Here is a 16429-nt window from a genome sequence, read left to right as displayed (position 1 = left end):
GACCGCCTCAGCGTGGCCGTGCGTCGAGTGTCTCGACGTGGGCCACGTTGCGGCGGTCCTCCTCGTCGTGGCTCGGCGCGGTCGCGAACCAGGCGTCGAGGATCTCCCTCAGCAGCGGCTCCGAGGTGAGGCGCAGGCTGAGCGCGAGGACGTTGGCGTCGTTCCAGCGGCGCGCACCCTCCGCCGTGGCGGCGTCGGCGCACAGCGCGGCGCGCACCCCGGGCACCTTGTTCGCGGCGATCGAGGCGCCGGTGCCGGTCCAGCAGCACACGACAGCCTGCTCGGCCGCGCCCTCGGCCACCTCTCGCGCGGCCGCCTCCGAGCACACCGCCCACTGCGGGTCCGCCCCGGCCCGCAGCGCGCCGTGCTCGCGCACCTCGTGACCGCGCTCACGCAGCTCGGCCACGAGCAGACGCGCCACCGGTTCGTCCATGTCGGAGGAGACGGAGATCCGCACGGGTCATCCCTTTCTCGCTTCGCCTGTCACGGCATCCCACGCTACCCAACGCGCAAGGGCGGAGCGGGGCGCGTCTCCGCCACGGCCCGGGACAGGGTGCGGCCTGTGGAAACGGATCCTGGTGGTGGACGTCACCGAGATCAGACCGCTCGACGGCCTGGTCGGCTGCGCGGCCGCCCGATCGGGATGCGGGCCGGCTGTGCGGTGGGCCGCAGAAAGCCGACGATGGCCTCCTTCTCCATGTCGATCCCCTGCTCGATCCCAGCCGGGACGGGGTCGAACGCAGCCACCTGGACGGAGCGCGAGCCGGGGCCACGGGTCCAGGTGGCGATGGCCAGGCCGTCGGCGATGACGGTGGGCCGGACAAGGCCGCCTCCAGGCCGGACGCGGGTCTGGTGGAGAGCGGGGACGGACACCTCGCGGGTGCGGTACCCGGTCAGATAGTTGTCGTAGGCAGGCAGCATGCGAACGTCCGGGGTGCCGGACGAGGCCGGGAGTTCTTTCGCCTGCCCGGCAAGCATGGTCATCGTGCCGCACTCGGTGATCGCGCCGGATTTCGTCAGCGTTCTCCAGGTCGTGCGGGCCCAGGTGACCGGCAGCCCGGACCAGGCGGCGAAGTCCTCCAAGGTGGCGGGGGCGTACGCGGCCAGGTATCGGCGGGCCAGCTCGGCGAGGGCAGCGTCGCCCTCCCACCGCAAGCGCCCCGTGGTGGGCAGCCAGTCGTCGAGCAGTACATAGGTGGCCTCACCGCTGCGCTGTGGGCCGTGGCAGAGGACGCCGGTGAGTGCTGCGTGGCGGATCAGGTGGAACGGCGCCTGCCCGTCGGGCGCAATGCCGAGGGTGGTGAGGTGCGCGGTCAGCTCGGCACGAGTGAGTGGGCCGTGCGCGGCGAGAGCGCGCCGGACGAGTTGGTCGGCGCGCCGGCGCAGATCATCGCCCAGGCCCAGCTGCCGGTAGCGGTGGTTGGTTGCGGCAAGGATCCGCGGGGACAGCAAGCGCGACACCCAGCGGACGTCGTCGCCGGGAATGGTGTGCAGGGTGCCGCGCATGAACCAGCCCCGGACGATGCTCCGCTCCTTCTCGTATGCCGTGCGGACTGCCCGGGTGGTGATGTCCCGGCCACGTACCCGGATGCCCAGGGCGGCGGCCGTGGCGTCCTGGGCCTGGATGGCGAAGACACGTCGGACGACCGCCTCGGCAGATGCCTCCCGTGCTCCGCCGGCCAGGGCCTGGGCGTGGGCCCGCGGCCGGCGGACGCTTTCGGTGTCGAGCGTCGGGCTGTGTCCCGCGGCCGGCGCGGTCAGGAGGCGGCCTTGTCGAGGATGTCGGCGAGCTCGGCGGGTGCGGACAGCATCGGCCAGTGCCCGGTGGGCAGGTCGAAGCGCCGCCACGGCGGCTGGTTCAGGTAGGCCAGCATCGGTACGCCGGCGTCGAGCAGCCCTGTGAAGTCGTGGCAGGCGATCAGGACACGGTCCACGCCGGGACCGGGCTCGACCGGGCCGGCGAGGCGCTGGGTGTAGGTGCCGAACGGCTGAGGGGTGGCACGCGAGCGCAGGGCGTCCCGCTGGCCCTCACCGAGCCCGTCGAGACTGCTGGACAAGCCCAGGACCTCGAGCGGCGGCATCGGCAGCCGCCACCCGTCGCCGGACGCGGCGACCTGTCGGCGCTGCTGCTCCACTGCCTGAGGCGGCATGAGGTCGAGCATGCACATGCCCGCGGCGAACGGGGCGCTGTCCACGTAGACCACGCGTTCCAGCCGGTCGCCGAGTCGTCCGGCTGCCCCCGTCACCGGGGCAGCCGCGTAGCTGTGCGCGACCAGCGTGACGTCGCGCAGATCGTTCCGCACGACGAACTCCGTGATGTCCGCGATGTGCGCGTCCAGATCCGTCTCGAGTCCGCCCTGGTCCGCGTGCTCGGCCAGTCCCGTCAGCGTCAGCGGCAGCGCCGTGTGGCCCTGCTCCCGCAGGACGCGGACGGTGTCTTCCCAGGCCCATGCCCCGAGCCAGGCGCCGGGAACGAGGACGAAGGTGGCCATGTGATCTCCCTGAAGTGAGGTGCTGCGACGAGCGTAGGATCGATACAGGACAGAATCCGCCCTGAAATGCCGAGTGATCCATGTCGCATCCCCTCATCCGTGTACTGACCCTGCTGGAACTCCTCCAGTCCAACGTCCGGCTCACCGGGGCGGAGCTGGCAGACCGCCTGGACACCGACGTCCGCACCGTGCGCCGCTACACGGCCCACCTTCGCGACCTGGGGATCCCCGTGGAGGCCGAACGCGGCCGCCACGGCGGCTACCGGCTGGCCCGCGGCTACCGCATGCCACCTCTGGTCCTCACCAATGACGAGGCCCTCGCCGTCGTTCTCGGCCTCCTCTCGGCGGAACGTCTGGGCATGGGTACGGCCGCGCCGGCCAGCGCCGGCGCCCTGGCCAAGATCGAGCGGGTGCTCCCGCACGCCCTGCGTGAACCGCTCGCCGCCATGCGGGAGACCCTGTTCTTCACCGCCAACCCCGTGGTCGGGCAGGCACCCGGAACCGGCGTTCTGCTGGCCCTGGCCCAGGCCTCCCGCGCCCGCACGACCGTCGGTATCAGCCACCGGTCCTGGCGCCAGGAACACACCGAACGCGACATCGACCCCTACGGCGTGGTCTTCCACACCGGCCGCTGGTACGTCGTCGGCCATGACCACCTCCGCGACGGCCTGCGCACCTTCCGCATCGACCGCATCGCCTCCGTCACCCCCCGGGCCGACGGCTTCACCGCACCCGAGGGCTTCGATCCCGTGGCCCACTTGACCTCGACCCTCGCTCAGGGGACCTATCGCTGGCAGGTCGAGGTGACGATCCACGGCCCTCTCGACGAGATCGCCCGCCGGCTACCTCACCCGGCGATGACCCTCACCGCCCGGCCCTCCGGCGTCCTGATGCACGCACAGGCGGAACGGCTGGACGGCATGGCCCACCTGCTCGCCTCCCTGGAGTGGCCGTTCACCATCCACCATCCCGACGAGCTGCGGCAGGCGATCGGGAATCTGGCCGCCCGTCTCACCGAGGCCGCCCAGCGGAGACCGGAAGAACTGCCGCAGTAGGTACCGGATCGCCGCGGCAGGACCCTTGCCGTGATCACCGCGACCTGAGGCCGGCCGCGACGCCGCGTGCGCCCGTGGCGCCGACATCGCGATCACGGCGCACAGCACCGCCGGCCGGCTCACCACCGGTTTCATCGACACCCCTGCCGGAACTGCGTACGGCCCGGATCGGTCGGAGGAAGAGCCGTGTACGGCAACCCCGTCGGGGCAGGATCGGAGCCGCTGACCTACACCCCGCCGAACCGCGCCAGCAGCAGTGCCACATCGTCGGCCGACGTGGGGTCGACCGTGTCGAGGAGTCTGTCGCAGGTCTGCTGGAGGGAGCCGGTGGCACGCTTCAGCGTGCGGCAGAGAGTGTGCAGTCCGACATCGATGTCGTCGTACCGGGTCTCCACCAGGCCGTCGGTGTACAGGGCGAGCAGGGAGTCCTCGGGGAGCTTGACCTCCAGCGTGCCGAAGGGCACCCCGCCGACGCCCAGGGGTGCGGCGGTGGGAACGGCGAGAAGGGTGGCCTCGCCGTCCGGCTGGACGAGGACCGGCGGGAGGTGGCCGGCGCTGGAGAAGGTGCAGGTGCCGCGCCTGGGGTCGCAGACCGCGTAGACACAGGTCGCGAAGGACTCGCTGAGCGTGGCGGCAGTCTCGTCCAGGTGGCCGAGCAGCTCGGCCGGCGGCAGGTCGAGGCGGGCCAAGGCCCTGGTGGTGGTGCGCAGTTGGCCCATGATGGCGGCGGCCCGGACACCGCTGCCCATCACGTCACCGACCACGAGACCGACCTTGCCGTCGTTGAGCGGCAGTACGTCGTACCAGTCGCCGCCCACATCGGTGCCGCTGCCCGCGGGACGGTAGCCGACCGCGATCTCCAGCCCCTCCGGCTGCTCGGGCGGGGTCTGCGGGAGCAGGCTGCGCTGGAGGGTGAGCGCGGTGTCCCGCTCGCGGCCGTACAGCAGGGCGTTGTCCACGCTGACGGCGGCCCGCCCGACGATCTCGCACACCATCTGCAGGTCACGGCTGTCGAAGGGGCGGGTGCTGCCCGTGCGGTACAGGCTGAGCACGCCGAGCACGGTGCCGCGAGCGACCAGCGGCGCCACGAGGTAGCTGCGCACGCCCGCCTTCCGGAGCGCCGCGACGGCCCCTTCGTCGCCCGAGATCCGGCGCAGCGCGGCGGCGTCCACGCGGGGGATCATCACCGGTGCCCCCTCCTGGACACTGCGGCGCGTCATCGGGGCCGGTTCCTCGGTGTCGAGGTCCTCCCACAGCGCGGCGCCACCCATGTCGTCGTCCGGATCGGCCGGGGCGACCGCGACGGTGACGAACCGGTCCTCGTCACCCGGCGCGGTACGCCGTCCGGTGGAGACCGACTCCAGCAGGTCGACCGTGGCCAGGTCCGCGAACCGGGGCACCAGTGCTTCGGCCAGCTCGCGCGCCGTCTGGCGCAGGTCCAGCGTGCTGCCGATGTCGGCACTGGCCTCGGAGAGGGCCGCCAGGTGCCGGTGCGCGGCCGCGATCTCGGCGGCGGCCAGGTGGCGGGCGGTGACGTCGACGACGGACACCGCGACCCCCAGCACCTCTCCGCGCCGGTCCTCGATCCGGTAGTACGACTCCGACCAGGCGTGGTCGTGGTCCGGGTCGGCCGGGACGCGGCCGATGGTGCGGTGGTCGAGGATCGGTTCGCCGGTGCGCAGCACCCGCCGCATCGCGGACTCGATGGCCGCGGTGTCCACATCCGGCAGCGTGTCCTCCAGCCGCCGACCGACCACCTCCGCCTCGGTCACCCCGTTGGCCGTGCTCAGTGCGTCGTTGATACGCAGCCAGCGCAGCTCGGTGTCGAAGACGGCGAGGCCGACGGGCGACTGGTTGATCAGCAGTTCGGAGAGGGCGAGGTCGCCCTCCAGCCGGCGCAGGGTGTCGACGTCGGCGGCGAGCGCCAGCCCCAGCACGTTTCCCTCGGGGTCGTGCAGACGGCCTTTGCGGTATTCGACCGAACGGGTCGAGCCGTCCTTGCACCGGGCACGGAAGACCCCCACGACGGTCGTGCCGACCTGGGCCTGCTCGAGCACTTCGTGAACGCGCTGCGCGTCCTCGGGCAGGGCGAGCAGGTCCTCGATCAGCCGGCCGACGGCCTCGGAGGCGGCGTAGCCGAACAGCTGCTCGGCCTCGGGGCTCCACAGGACGATGCGGCCCACGGCGTCCATGACCACGGCGGAGGCGTGCAGCAGGTCGAGCAGGCCGCCGGACGCCCTGGCCTTCCGGTCCTCGGCCGGCCCGGGCCCGTGCTCCCACAGGTCCTTGGCACCCATACCTGTCGCCTTCCCCTCGACCGCCCCGATACCGGTACAGGGGGCGCGCCTTTCGCATCAGTTCATACCACTATGCCGCGCACCTCCTGATCCGCTCCTTCGCGGGCGGATCGGGGTACCAGGCCGACCGGACCCTGGTAGGTCCCCTGTGTTAGCGTGAAACTTTTGCACGGTAGTGACGGCCGGTGACCCCGCCCGTCCGGTCGCCGTACCTCGTCCTACCGGGCCTTCCTCGGTACGTCCCCTCTTGCGGAAGGCTTGTCATGAACCACCCGGACCCCGCCGAGTCGCAGCCCGTCACCTCCTTCGCCGACCTGGAGCTGCCGCCCGCGGTGCGGCGCAAGCTCGCCGAACTCGACGTGCGCGAGCCCTTCCCGATCCAGGCCGCCACCATTCCCGACGCCCTCGCCGGGCGCGACATCCTGGGACGTGCCCGCACGGGCTCCGGCAAGACCCTCGCCTTCGGCCTGCCGCTGCTCGCGCGTACGGCGGGCCGCCGGGCCGAATCCAAGCAGCCGCTGGCCCTGATCCTGGTACCCACCCGTGAGCTGGCCCAGCAGGTCTGCGAGGCGCTCACCCCCTACGCCGGAGCGCTGGGACTGCGGATGGCAGCGGTGGTCGGCGGCATGTCGATCGGCCGCCAGATCGCCGCGCTGCGCGACGGCGCCGAGGTCGTCGTCGCCACCCCCGGCCGGCTGCACGACCTGATCGAGCGCAAGGCGTGCCGGCTGGGCCGGGTCCGGATCACGGTCCTCGACGAGGCCGACCAGATGTGCGACATGGGTTTCCTGCCGCAGGTCACCGAGGCGCTGGAGCAGGTACGGCCCGACGGTCAGCGCATGCTGTTCTCCGCGACCCTGGACGGCGACGTGGACGGCCTGGTCCGCGACCATCTCAAGGACCCGGCCTCGCACTCGGTCGACCCGTCCGCGGGCGCGGTCACGACGATGGACCACCATGTCCTCGTCGTGCACGGACCGGACCGGTACGCCGTCACCACCGAGATCGCCGCGCGCGACGGCCGGGTCCTGCTGTTCCTGGACACCAGGCACGGCGTCGACCAGCTCACCCGGCACCTGCGGGCCAGCGGGGTGCACGCGGCGGCCCTGCACAGCGGCAAGTCGCAGCCGCAGCGCACCCGTACCCTCGCGCAGTTCAAGGACGGACAGGTCACCGCGCTGGTGGCGACCAACGTGGCCGCGCGCGGCCTGCACATCGACGACCTCGACCTCGTCGTGAACGTCGACCCGCCCGCCGACGCCAAGGACTACCTGCACCGGGCGGGCCGCACCGCGCGCGGCGGCGGCTCCGGCAGCGTGGTCACACTGGTGCTGTCGGGCCAGCGGCGCGAGCTGAGCGCGGTGATGTCGGAGGCCGGAATCGAGCCGGCGGTCACCAAGGTGCGCTCCGGCGAAGCGGCGCTCACCCGCATCACCGGCGCCCGCAGGCCCTCCGGCACCCCGCTGGACGGCGGGCCCTCGTCGCATCCCAAGAACACCAACGCGCCGTTCCGCGGCATGGGCTCCAGCAAGGACACCTCCGGCGGGCGGCCGTCGCGCAAGACGAGTGAGGCCCGCAAGCTGGCGGAGGCCAGGCGGGCGGCGCAGGTGCGGCGGGGCCGCTGAGCGCTCGGCGGAAGGCGCGGCGTCGTGACCCACCGCTGAGGTCGGCACCGGGCCGGGTCAGACGCGGGTCAGCCGGTGCAGGGCCCAGCCGGCCACGGGCGCGTACAGAAGCGGTACCGGTACGGGTGCCGTCAGATGGACGGCGACCCGGGTACCCGTACCCAGCGGCTCCATGGTGTGGCCCACCAGTAGCCGGATGCCGAGGAAGTCGACCTTCCAGGCCCAGGCAGCCTTCGCTTCGTCGACCTCGATGATCTCGAACCGCCCGCGCAGGGACCCCGCGACCTCGACCTCCCCCCGGGCGCCGGGCCGGATGACGTCGCCCTCCGTGTGGACGGCACGCAGGTGCGGCGCCCACCGCGTCCACTCCTCGTACCGCGCGTACCGCTCCCAGACCACGTCGGGCGCGGCGGGGCCCGCGACCGTGACGGTGTGCCGCATGACAGTCCTCCCAGCGATGTCCGGCCCACAGTACGAGGGCGGGCAGAAGGACGCGCGGCGAGCGGGTTACGGGCGTCGGCCGATCACCGGCACGGGTGGCCCCGGCCGGCGGATCAGCCGTCGCCGCGGGACTTGCGGGCGTGCTCCGGGGTGGGCGAGTCGATACGGCCCGACCGGCCCTGGAGGCGCGGGTCGCCGGCGTCGATGACGCCCACCGGGGAACCGCTCTCGATGACGGCGATCCGGCGGACCGAGTTCTCCTCCATCAGCCGGGCGACGTTGTCGAGACCGTCGTCGATGTCGACGGTGACGAGCCCGCCGCGCACCAACTCGGCCACGGTCGTCCGCCCGGTGTCGGCCGCCTCCGCGAGCGCGTGCACCACGAGGTCGTGGTCGCTGACGAGCCCCCGCAGCGCGCCGCCCTCCACGACGAGCACGACGTCGACCCCGTCGTCGCGCATCGTCCGCGCCACGGAGGTGACGGACTCGCGGCCGTCCACCGTCGTGGGGTTCCCCGTCATGATCTCGCGAGCGCTGTCCATCGCCACTCCTCCTTGCTCGGTGCTGCGCCCCACCGGGTACCCACCGACACGCCGACGACCCCGTGCCCGGGTGCGAACGAGCCGGCGCCCGGCCAGGGTGGTAGGACACACACGCCTCTCACCCTGGAGTCCCTATGAACGCCTCCGGCAAGGACCGCCCCGCCAAGGGCGACAAGGTCGCCTGGAGCACCCACGGCACCGAGACCACCGGCAAGGTGGAAAGGAAGATCACCGGCCGCACCGAGGCCGCCGGCCGCACGGTCGACGCCTCCCCCGAGGACCCCCAGTACGAGGTCCGCAGCGACAAGTCGGGACGGACCGCGGTGCACAAGCCGTCGGCGCTGAAGAAGAAGGGGAAGTAGACACACCGGCACGGGCGTCCGGAACGCTCACCGGCACTTCGGCGTGGGCGCCGGTATCGAGCCGTGCGCCCACGAGCTTTCGGTGATTCCTCCGGATCACGGACCCGTCGTCCGGTTCGCGGTCTACCGTGAAGGCACGCCGCGCGGACCGTCGCGGCCTCGTGGGAGGAGTGCCGTGTCATCACCTTGCGACCCCTCGAAGGCGCCCGTCGGCGACGTGGGCGGAGCGCTCCTGATGATCGACTCCCGGCTCCAGGCGGTCTACGGCAACAAGGCCGAGGTCGATCCCGAACACCAGCGGTTGCTCGACCAGTTCGCCGCGTCCCTGGGACCCGCCGAGCTCGACGCGCTGCTGGACGGCACCTGCACGCTGATCTACCTGTACATGAAGTGGCTTCGGCTGGCCTGCGAGGCGCACGACCAGGACGTCATCGAGACCGTGGTGTGCACCCTCGTGAGCACCATGCGCCAGATGCCGCAGACCTTTTGCCCCGAGGTCATCCCCGTCATGGCCGGGCTGCTCATCTCCTCCGGCCTCGGTCTGAGCCCGAGCCTGTGGCGGGCGCAGTACGGGCGTTGGACCGACGCCGAGATGAACCCGCTGGAGGGAACGGCCGTTCTGCTCGCCGAGCACATCAACCGGATGTCCGACGACCGTGACTTCGCCACCCGCATGGTCACCGACGCCCTGACCGGAGCGGACAAGGAACAGGGACGACGGCCCCCGTATCGGGGCGGCCCCGAGAGGTAGCCGCCCCGAGTACCGGTCACCCGCGCCAGAACAGGTGGTGCGTCACCCCGCTCGGGCTCGGGACGACGTCCCGGTGGAACCGGTCCAGCAGGTCGTCCGGGGAATCCCAGAGCCGCACTCCCGACCCGTACTTCACCGGCGAGACCACCACGTGCAGGGTGTCGACCAGGTCGGCGTCGAGGAACTCCCGGACGGTGGTGGCCCCTCCCCCGAGACGTACGTCCTTCCCCCGCGCCGCCTCCTTGGCCCGCGCGAGTACCTCCGCCGGTTCGCCCTCGACGAAGTGGAACGTGGTGTCGGACAGCGTGATCGAGGGCCGTTCGTGGTGCGTCAGCACGAACACCGGTGTGCGGAAGGGCGGTTCGTCACCCCACCATCCCTGCCACTCCAGGTCCTGCCAAGGTCCGCGCTGCGGGCCGAACTTGTTCCGCCCCATGATCTCCGCGCCGATGTTCCGCGCGTAGTCCCGCGTGAGGTAGTCGTCCAGCCCCCGGCTCCCGCCTCCGTCGGTCCGCATCGGCCAACTCGCCGTGGCCCCGGCCCACGCGAACAGCCTGCCGGGATCGACATGCCCGAACGGCCTCTCCAGCGACTGCTCCTCGCCGGCCGCGATTCCGTCACTGGAGGCATTGAAGTTCTGCACCCGCAACAACTGCCCCACGCGTTCCTCCCGAGTGACCGACAACGGCGCTGAGACCGGTGGGACCAGTGAAACTCATCGGAGCGCCTCGACAGGCGATCAGCCCCTCTACGCCAAGCCCGCGTCGGCCCGCTCGGTGACCGGGGTCCGCGAACCCAGGCGGTCGGTGCCGGGCCGGAGGCCGCGGACACCGTGGGCCCGGCTCCCTGCCGGAGGAGACCGTGCTCATCGGCGTCGGTCCATGGGCGATCCCGGTACCAGGCGTTCGGGGTCACCGGGTCGGCGGCCCGCGGAACGGGCCGGCGGGCCTCAGGGGCGGGGCAGTCGGGTCGCGGTTTCCAGGTAGAAGGCGTCGATGCTCTGGACGGCCTGTTCGAACTCGACGAGGTTGACGGGCTTGGTGACGTAGGCGTTGGCGTGGCCCTGGTAGGCGCCGGCGACGTCGTCGGGCGCGGAGGACGTGGTGAGGACGACGACGGGGATGGTCTGGAAATCCTCGTCGGCCTTGAGGATCTGCAGCAGTTCGCGGCCGTTCATGCGGGGCATGTTGAGGTCGAGCACGATGAGGTCGGGCCGGACGCTGTCCGGGGAACGCAGGTGCTCCAGCGCGGCGACTCCGTCGGTGACCTGGACGAGGTTCCGGGCGCCGCGCTCGGAGAGGGCCTCCTCGATGAGGAGGGCGTCGGCGACGTCGTCCTCGACGAGCAGGACGTCGAAGGGGCGGGCGGGGGTCGTCATCATCGGTTGCTCCGTGGGTGCTTCATGGGAGTGGGTGAAGAGTCCCGGCCAGCGGCGGCGCGCGCCCTGGCGCGTCATGTCGCTGGCCTCGCCGAGCTGGGGGTAGCCGGCACCCGCGCGGGCGGCGTCCTTGGCCGCCGCGCGCTGGAGGCGCTCGGCGGCCCGCTGGAGGTGCGTCAGTACGTGCAGCCGGGTCAGCGCGGAGGTGGGGTCGTCCGGCGAGGGACCGCGGGAACTCTCCCCCGCGACCTCGTGGACGATGCGCCGTGCGGCCTCGTCGACCGCCGCGTCCGCGAGCGCGGCCATCTCCTGCGGGGCGGTCGGCACGACGAAGTTCTTGCCAGGCATGACCAGCAGCGTAAGCCCTCCGCGCCACCTGCGACAACAACAGTTGTCGTCGCTTAAGGTATGCCTGCGCCGCCGCGATCGCGGCCGTCACCGCGGAGGAGAGCAGAGGATGACCGTCGTTGAGAAGTGGCCGCGCACGCGGGAGCCGTCCCGGTGGTCGACCCGGCACTGGCTTCGCGTCGGAGTCACCGTGGCGATGTCCGTCCTGGTGCTGCTGGGCGCGACCGGCGCCTGGGCCCTCCAGCGGACCGCGACGATCAGCGACAACCTCGTGGACGTGAAGTCGCCCGCGCTGACGACCTCGATCCGGCTGGAATCGGCGCTGCTCAACCAGGAGACGGGTATCCGCGGTTACGGGCTCACCGGCACCGCCGACTTCCTCGCCCCGTACCGACGGGGACTCGCCCAGCAGAAGACGTACGACAAGACCCTGTCGGACCTTCTCCGGGGCAACGCCGCGCGCCTGCGCGACCTGAGGGACGTCGAGGACCGCATCGAGACGTGGCAGGCACAGATCGCACGGCCGATCGCCCAGTCGCCGGCCGGCAGCCCCTCTCCCCTGGCCGCCGACAGCGCGAAAAGGGGCAAGTCGGTATTCGACGACGTGCGTGCGGCCATGGCCACCCAGCAGGAGCGGCTGCGTGCCGACCGCATGTCGGCCAGGGCGGACCTGCTGGCCACGATGCGCCTGCGGAACTGGATCTTCGGCGCCATCGCGGCCGTCATCGTGGCCCTGGCGGTGATCGTCAGCGAGGCGCTGCGCCGAGGGATCACCCGCCCCCTGGAGCGGATCGGTGCGGACGCCCGGACCATCGCGGAGGGTGACTTCGGGCACTCGATCACCCCGACCGGTCCCGCCGACCTGCGGCAGCTGAGTGACGAGATCGAGTCCATGCGCAGGCGGCTGGTGCGGGCGCTGGACTTCAGCGAGGAGGCGCGGCAGCGTCTGGACGAGCAGTCCGCCGACCTCAGGCGCTCGAACGCGGAGCTGGAGCAGTTCGCGTACGTCGCCTCGCACGACCTCCAGGAGCCACTGCGCAAGGTGTCCAGCTTCACGCAGCTGCTCCAGCGACGGTACGGCGGTCAGCTCGACGAACGGGCCGACCAGTACATCGACTTCGCCGTCGACGGCGCGAACCGCATGCAGACCCTCATCAACGACCTGCTCGACTTCTCCCGTGTGGGCCGCGTGCACAACACGCACCAGAGCGTCGATCTCAACACGGTGATGCGGCGGACCCTCACCGCGATCAGCGTCAGCATCGAGGAGTCGGGAGCGGTGATCACTCGTGACGAACTCCCCACCGTCATCGCCGACTCCACGCAGATGGGCATGCTCTGGCAGAACCTGATCGGCAACGCCATCAAGTTCCGCCGCCCCGGCCAGACCCCCGCGATCCACATCTCCGCCGAACAGGACGGGGACTTCTGGCGCTTCGCCGTCACCGACAACGGCATCGGCATCGCGCCCGAGTACGCGGACAAGGTCTTCGTCATCTTCCAGCGCCTGCACACCAAGGACCGCTATCAGGGCAGCGGCATCGGCCTCGCCATGTGCAAGAAGATCGTCGAGTTCCACGGCGGCACCATCGCGGTGGACCTCACCCACACCGAAGGCACCCGCATCGTCTTCACCCTGGCGAGCAGGCCGGCGGAGCCGGAGGAGCCGGCGGACCCGATGCCGCAGGCCGTGACGGGCTAGGAGAGGTCCGCGACGGGCGCTCGCTCTCCTTTGCTTCGTCCGGACGCCCGGCGCTCAGGCGGGCGTTGATCGCCGCTTCCCGTTCGGTCATCGTGCGGTGGAAGGCGTGGCGAAGGTCGATGTCGTACCGGCCGGCCAGGACGAGGACCGACCACAGGCAGTCCGCGAGTTCGTGCTCCAGCGCCGCGCGGGCGCCCGGCACGTCTCGGGCTCCCTCTGCCGCCATGACGAGTTCGGCCAGGTCGCCGACGTCACCGACGAAGCCGAGCATGAACTCCTCGTCGGTCCGCACCCGGCCGCGTTCGGTCAGGTTCAGCCTGTCGTGGAGATGCCGGACGTGTTCCGCCCGGCGCTGGAAGTCGTCAAGGGCCATCCGTGCCTCCGGCCGTCCGTTCCCGTGCCGACGGCCCTGTGAGCAGGCGGCGCTCGGTGGATTCGTAGCGGGCGCGTTCCCGTTCGGCGGTGGCTTTGCCGGCGAGGAGGGAGGTGAGCCAGCCCGCCAGGAAGCCCGCGGGGATGGAGGCGAGGGCCGGGGTGTTGTACGGGAACCAGTCGAAGTCGGCTTCGGGGAAGGCGGACAGCGGGGTGCCGGAGACGAGGGTGGTGCCCGGGGTGAGGGCGAGGACGGTGAGGGAGCCGACGACGAGGGTGGCGAGCAGGCCCGCGCGGGTGTAGCGGCGCCAGAAGAGGGAGTAGATGAGCGCGGGCGCGACGGCGGAGGCGCCGAGCGTGAAGGAGAGGGTGGCCAGCGGCTGGAGACTGCGGTGCTGGGCGAGGGCGGCCACCAGGATGACGGGGACACCCACCAGCAGGGCGCACGAGCGGGCGAGGGCGAGTTCCCGCGCCGGTTCGGGCGGCCGGGAGGCCGTCAGATCGTGGGCGAGGGCGTTCGCGCAGGCCAGCGTCATGCTCGCCACGGAGGCGAGCAGGGTGAGGAACACGGCGGTGGTGACGGTGGCGAAGAGCAGGCTCTCGGAGCGGGAGAGACCGCCGCCGAACGCGGCGCGGGCGCCGAGCAGGTAGGCGGTCGTGCCGCGCGGGTCGGCCCCGGCGACGCGGGCGTGCCCGAGGAGGGCGGTGGCCCCGGTGCAGATGAGGACGAGCATCAGGATGAACAGGGTGACCGAGGAGACCGCCCAGGACATGGCACGCCGTACCTGGCGCGGCGTCCCCGCGGTATACATGCGCATGGTGACGTGTGGCAGGCACCCGGCGCCCAGCACGATCGCGCACTGGGTGCTCGCCAGGTCCAGCGCGGGATGCGGGCTGCTGGAGTACTGAAGCCCCCAGCGCAGGTAGGCGGGCCCGGCCCCGCTCTCGCGCGCCGCGGCCCGGAACAGCGCCCCGGTGCTCCAGCCGAAGGTGTGCAGGATGAGCCCGCTGACGACGAGGCCGGAGGCGAGCAGCATCACCGTCTTGAATATCTGGACGAGCGCGGTGCCCCGCATCCCGCCCAGCGCCGCGTAACTGATCATGAGTATCCCGGCTCCGGCCACACAGCCGTTCTTCGCCGCCGGTGCGGTGAACCCCAATACGTAGGCGAGGAGTTCACCCACCCCGGCGAGCTGGACGATCATCATCGGGACGAGCGCGAGCAGGGTCACGGCGCAGGCAGCGATACGGACGGACCGGGCAGGATGGCGGTGGCCGAGAACGTCGCCCATGGTGTACCGGCCGGTGTTGTGGAGCGGCTCGGCGAGCAGGAACATCAGCAGGAGCAGGGACAGTACGGCGCTGAGCGCGAGGACCACCCCGTCGTACCCGCACAGCGCGACGATGCCGCCGATGGTGAGCACGGTGGCGGCGGAGATGTAGTCCCCGGCGATGGCGAGCCCGTTGCGCAGGGGCGAGAGGGACTTGTAGCCGGTGTAGAACTCGGCGAGGTCGTCCGCGTCCGGACCGGTGAGGACGCAGAGCAGCAGGGTCAGTGCGACCACGGAGCAGAAGGCGGCCAGGGACCAGGACTGCGCGGGACCGCTGAACTCGGTCACCGGCCTCCTTCCCGGTGCACGGGCGCCGGACAGGACTGGCGGGCGCGACGGGCCAGCGGGTCGACGAGTCGCTTCGCGGTGGCCTCGTAGAGCAGGACGGCCAGCCAGGTGACGGGTATCTGCACGAGGGCCAGGACGAGCCCGGTGGGCAGGCCGCCCGGCCCCGGACGTGTCATCAGCCAGGGGGTCTCGACGGTCAGCGTGAGGAAGACGGCGAAGTATCCCAGCGCGGTGAGCGACGCCACGCGCCGCTGCCAGCGACAGGCGCGGCGCAGCATGCGCAGGGTGCGGTGCGGACCGGAGCGCGGGCCCGGCGGCTCCGTCGGACCATGTCCCTTCGACCAACTGGGTTCGCGGCGGGGGGAAGGTAACTCGGAGCTGTCGTAGGACACGTGGTGAACTCCTGGCGGGGGCCGGGCGCGGGAAGGGACGGACCGTGCGGGACGACCATGACGCTATGTCGACATGTTCCCTGCCGGGAGCCGTTCTAGGCCAGAGGGCACCACCTGACCGGGCGGCGTCGCGAGGACTTCCCGCGTGGCAGCGCTCTTCCCGCGCGCGTGTCTCCGGCCGCCGTCTCTCGCCCACCCGACGACCCGCGCCCCGCAGGCCCGTTGCCGGCCACGATCCGGGGGTAGCGTCCTGGACATGGACCTGAACACCACCATCGAGCGCGCCCGACGACTGAAGAAGCTGCATGCCGAGTACAAGCCGCTCGTGCTGCCGACCGTATGGGACGTCTGGTCGGCGCGTACCGCGGCCGGCGCCGGCTTTCCCGCGCTGACGATCGGCAGCCATCCGCTCGCCGACTCCCGAGGAGCCGAGGACCACGAGGGCCAGACCTTCGAGGAGGTACTCGCCGCCGTCAGGCCGATCGCCGCGGCGGTCGACGTCCCCGTGTCGGTGGACCTGGAGGCCGGGTACGGCCAGGAGCCCGCGGACCTCGTCGCCGGGCTCATCGAGGCCGGCGGCGTCGGCCTCAACCTCGAGGACACCGTCCACTCGGACGGCGGACGCGTGCGCGACACGAAGGAGCACGCGGCCTACGTCGCCGGCCTCCGCGCGGCGGCCGACAAGGCGGGAGTCCCGGTCTGGGTCAACGGCCGCACCGACCTCTTCCTGCACGCCGACGACCCCGCCACCGTCCTCGACGAGGCGATCGAGCGCCTCCGGGCGATGGAACAGGCCGGCGCCGACAGCGTCTACCCGGTCGGCATCCAGGACGACGACGATCTGCTGGTCTCGGTGACCGGCGCCGTCTCCATCCCCGTGAACTCCACCGCCCACCCCGTCAAGCACGACCTCGACCGCTTCCGCCGCCTCGGCGTCGGCCGGGTCACCTACGGCCCGCTGCTGCAGATCGCGCTGACGGACACGATGAAGGACATGCTGGGGCCCTGGGCCCCGTAGCGAACGCGGCCGACCGGGGGGAACGCCCCCGGTCG

17 protein-coding genes are annotated in these 16429 nt (G+C 71.8%); 6 read left to right on the top strand and 11 right to left on the bottom strand.

All coding sequences use genetic code 11. From position 1 onward, the window contains the following. Positions 1-7 precede the first annotated feature (7 nt). The 3 genes from ACWCV3_RS20375 to ACWCV3_RS20365 form a co-directional block, all read right to left on the bottom strand. Complete coding sequence (locus ACWCV3_RS20375) at positions 8-457, bottom strand: RpiB/LacA/LacB family sugar-phosphate isomerase (protein WP_451225845.1); 450 nt, start codon at positions 455-457, stop codon at positions 8-10. A gap of 140 nt (positions 458-597) precedes the next feature. Continuing rightward, complete coding sequence (locus ACWCV3_RS20370) at positions 598-1848, bottom strand: winged helix DNA-binding domain-containing protein (RefSeq protein WP_451225843.1); 1251 nt, start codon at positions 1846-1848, stop codon at positions 598-600. Further along, complete coding sequence (locus tag ACWCV3_RS20365) at positions 1758-2492, bottom strand: alpha/beta fold hydrolase (protein WP_451225840.1); 735 nt, start codon at positions 2490-2492, stop codon at positions 1758-1760. Before ACWCV3_RS20365 ends, ACWCV3_RS20370 begins: the two co-directional genes overlap by 91 nt. An 80-nt stretch (positions 2493-2572) precedes the next feature. On the opposite strand from ACWCV3_RS20365, the gene ACWCV3_RS20360 reads away from it, so the two are divergent. Further along, positions 2573-3547: a helix-turn-helix transcriptional regulator gene (locus ACWCV3_RS20360; RefSeq protein WP_451225837.1), complete on the top strand. Its 975-nt coding sequence runs from the start codon at positions 2573-2575 to the stop codon at positions 3545-3547. Positions 3548-3774: 227 nt separating this feature from the next. Here the strand turns inward: ACWCV3_RS20360 and ACWCV3_RS20355 are convergent, their stop codons facing one another. Next, the gene (locus ACWCV3_RS20355; protein ID WP_451225834.1) at positions 3775-5844 is read right to left on the bottom strand and encodes a SpoIIE family protein phosphatase; all 2070 of its coding nucleotides are present in this window, start codon (positions 5842-5844) and stop codon (positions 3775-3777) included. A gap of 263 nt (positions 5845-6107) precedes the next feature. Here ACWCV3_RS20355 and ACWCV3_RS20350 point away from each other — a divergent pair, with 263 nt between their 5' ends. Continuing rightward, positions 6108-7469: a DEAD/DEAH box helicase gene (locus ACWCV3_RS20350; protein WP_451225831.1), complete on the top strand. Its 1362-nt coding sequence runs from the start codon at positions 6108-6110 to the stop codon at positions 7467-7469. Positions 7470-7526: 57 nt separating this feature from the next. On the opposite strand, the gene ACWCV3_RS20345 is transcribed toward ACWCV3_RS20350, so the two are convergent. Beyond that, complete coding sequence (locus ACWCV3_RS20345; protein ID WP_451225828.1) at positions 7527-7910, bottom strand: SRPBCC family protein; 384 nt, start codon at positions 7908-7910, stop codon at positions 7527-7529. A 113-nt stretch (positions 7911-8023) separates the two neighbouring features. Next, on the bottom strand, positions 8024-8452 hold the full coding sequence (locus ACWCV3_RS20340) for a CBS domain-containing protein (RefSeq protein ID WP_451225825.1): 429 nt from the start codon (positions 8450-8452) through the stop codon (positions 8024-8026). A 134-nt stretch (positions 8453-8586) separates the two neighbouring features. Between ACWCV3_RS20340 and ACWCV3_RS20335 the strand changes: the two genes are divergently transcribed. Together ACWCV3_RS20335 and ACWCV3_RS20330 are read left to right on the top strand one after the other, a co-directional pair. Further along, positions 8587-8814, top strand: a complete 228-nt coding sequence (locus tag ACWCV3_RS20335; protein WP_451225822.1) for a DUF2945 domain-containing protein — start codon at positions 8587-8589, stop codon at positions 8812-8814. Between the two features lie 175 nt (positions 8815-8989). Further along, positions 8990-9565, top strand: coding sequence for a hypothetical protein (locus ACWCV3_RS20330; RefSeq protein WP_451225820.1), 576 nt, complete (start codon positions 8990-8992; stop codon positions 9563-9565). A 16-nt stretch (positions 9566-9581) separates the two neighbouring features. Here ACWCV3_RS20330 and ACWCV3_RS20325 read toward each other — a convergent pair whose 3' ends face one another. Both ACWCV3_RS20325 and ACWCV3_RS20320 read right to left on the bottom strand, forming a co-directional pair. Continuing rightward, positions 9582-10226, bottom strand: a complete 645-nt coding sequence (locus ACWCV3_RS20325; RefSeq protein ID WP_451225817.1) for a dihydrofolate reductase family protein — start codon at positions 10224-10226, stop codon at positions 9582-9584. Positions 10227-10514: 288 nt separating this feature from the next. Further along, a complete protein-coding gene (locus ACWCV3_RS20320) occupies positions 10515-11291 on the bottom strand; it encodes a response regulator (RefSeq protein ID WP_451225814.1) in 777 nt (258 codons plus the stop codon). Positions 11292-11400: 109 nt separating this feature from the next. Between ACWCV3_RS20320 and ACWCV3_RS20315 the strand changes: the two genes are divergently transcribed. Further along, the gene (locus tag ACWCV3_RS20315; protein WP_451225811.1) at positions 11401-12993 is read left to right on the top strand and encodes a sensor histidine kinase; all 1593 of its coding nucleotides are present in this window, start codon (positions 11401-11403) and stop codon (positions 12991-12993) included. On the opposite strand, the gene ACWCV3_RS20310 is transcribed toward ACWCV3_RS20315, so the two are convergent. Genes ACWCV3_RS20310 through ACWCV3_RS20300 form a run of 3 tightly spaced genes read right to left on the bottom strand, consistent with a single transcriptional unit; the run spans position 12923 to position 15376 of the window. Next, positions 12923-13366, bottom strand: a complete 444-nt coding sequence (locus tag ACWCV3_RS20310; RefSeq protein ID WP_451225809.1) for a MazG nucleotide pyrophosphohydrolase domain-containing protein — start codon at positions 13364-13366, stop codon at positions 12923-12925. The two genes, ACWCV3_RS20315 and ACWCV3_RS20310, sit on opposite strands and share 71 nt — an antisense overlap. Next, entirely contained in the window at positions 13356-14984 is a 1629-nt protein-coding gene (locus tag ACWCV3_RS20305) for a sodium/solute symporter (RefSeq protein WP_451225806.1), read from the bottom strand. Before ACWCV3_RS20305 ends, ACWCV3_RS20310 begins: the two co-directional genes overlap by 11 nt. After that, positions 14981-15376 (bottom strand): DUF485 domain-containing protein, encoded by a 396-nt coding sequence (locus tag ACWCV3_RS20300; RefSeq protein WP_451225803.1) that lies wholly within the window; start codon positions 15374-15376, stop codon positions 14981-14983. The genes ACWCV3_RS20305 and ACWCV3_RS20300 overlap by 4 nt, the downstream gene beginning before the upstream one ends. Positions 15377-15632: 256 nt before the next feature. Between ACWCV3_RS20300 and ACWCV3_RS20295 the strand changes: the two genes are divergently transcribed. Then, the gene (locus ACWCV3_RS20295; RefSeq protein ID WP_451225800.1) at positions 15633-16394 is read left to right on the top strand and encodes an isocitrate lyase/PEP mutase family protein; all 762 of its coding nucleotides are present in this window, start codon (positions 15633-15635) and stop codon (positions 16392-16394) included. The last annotated feature ends 35 nt before the right edge of the window (positions 16395-16429 follow it).

The sequence above is a fragment of the Streptomyces sp. NPDC001781 genome, assembly GCF_053596035.1.
The sequence above is the reverse complement of the archived record's forward strand: the minus strand, read 5'-3'. Positions and strand labels throughout refer to the sequence as shown.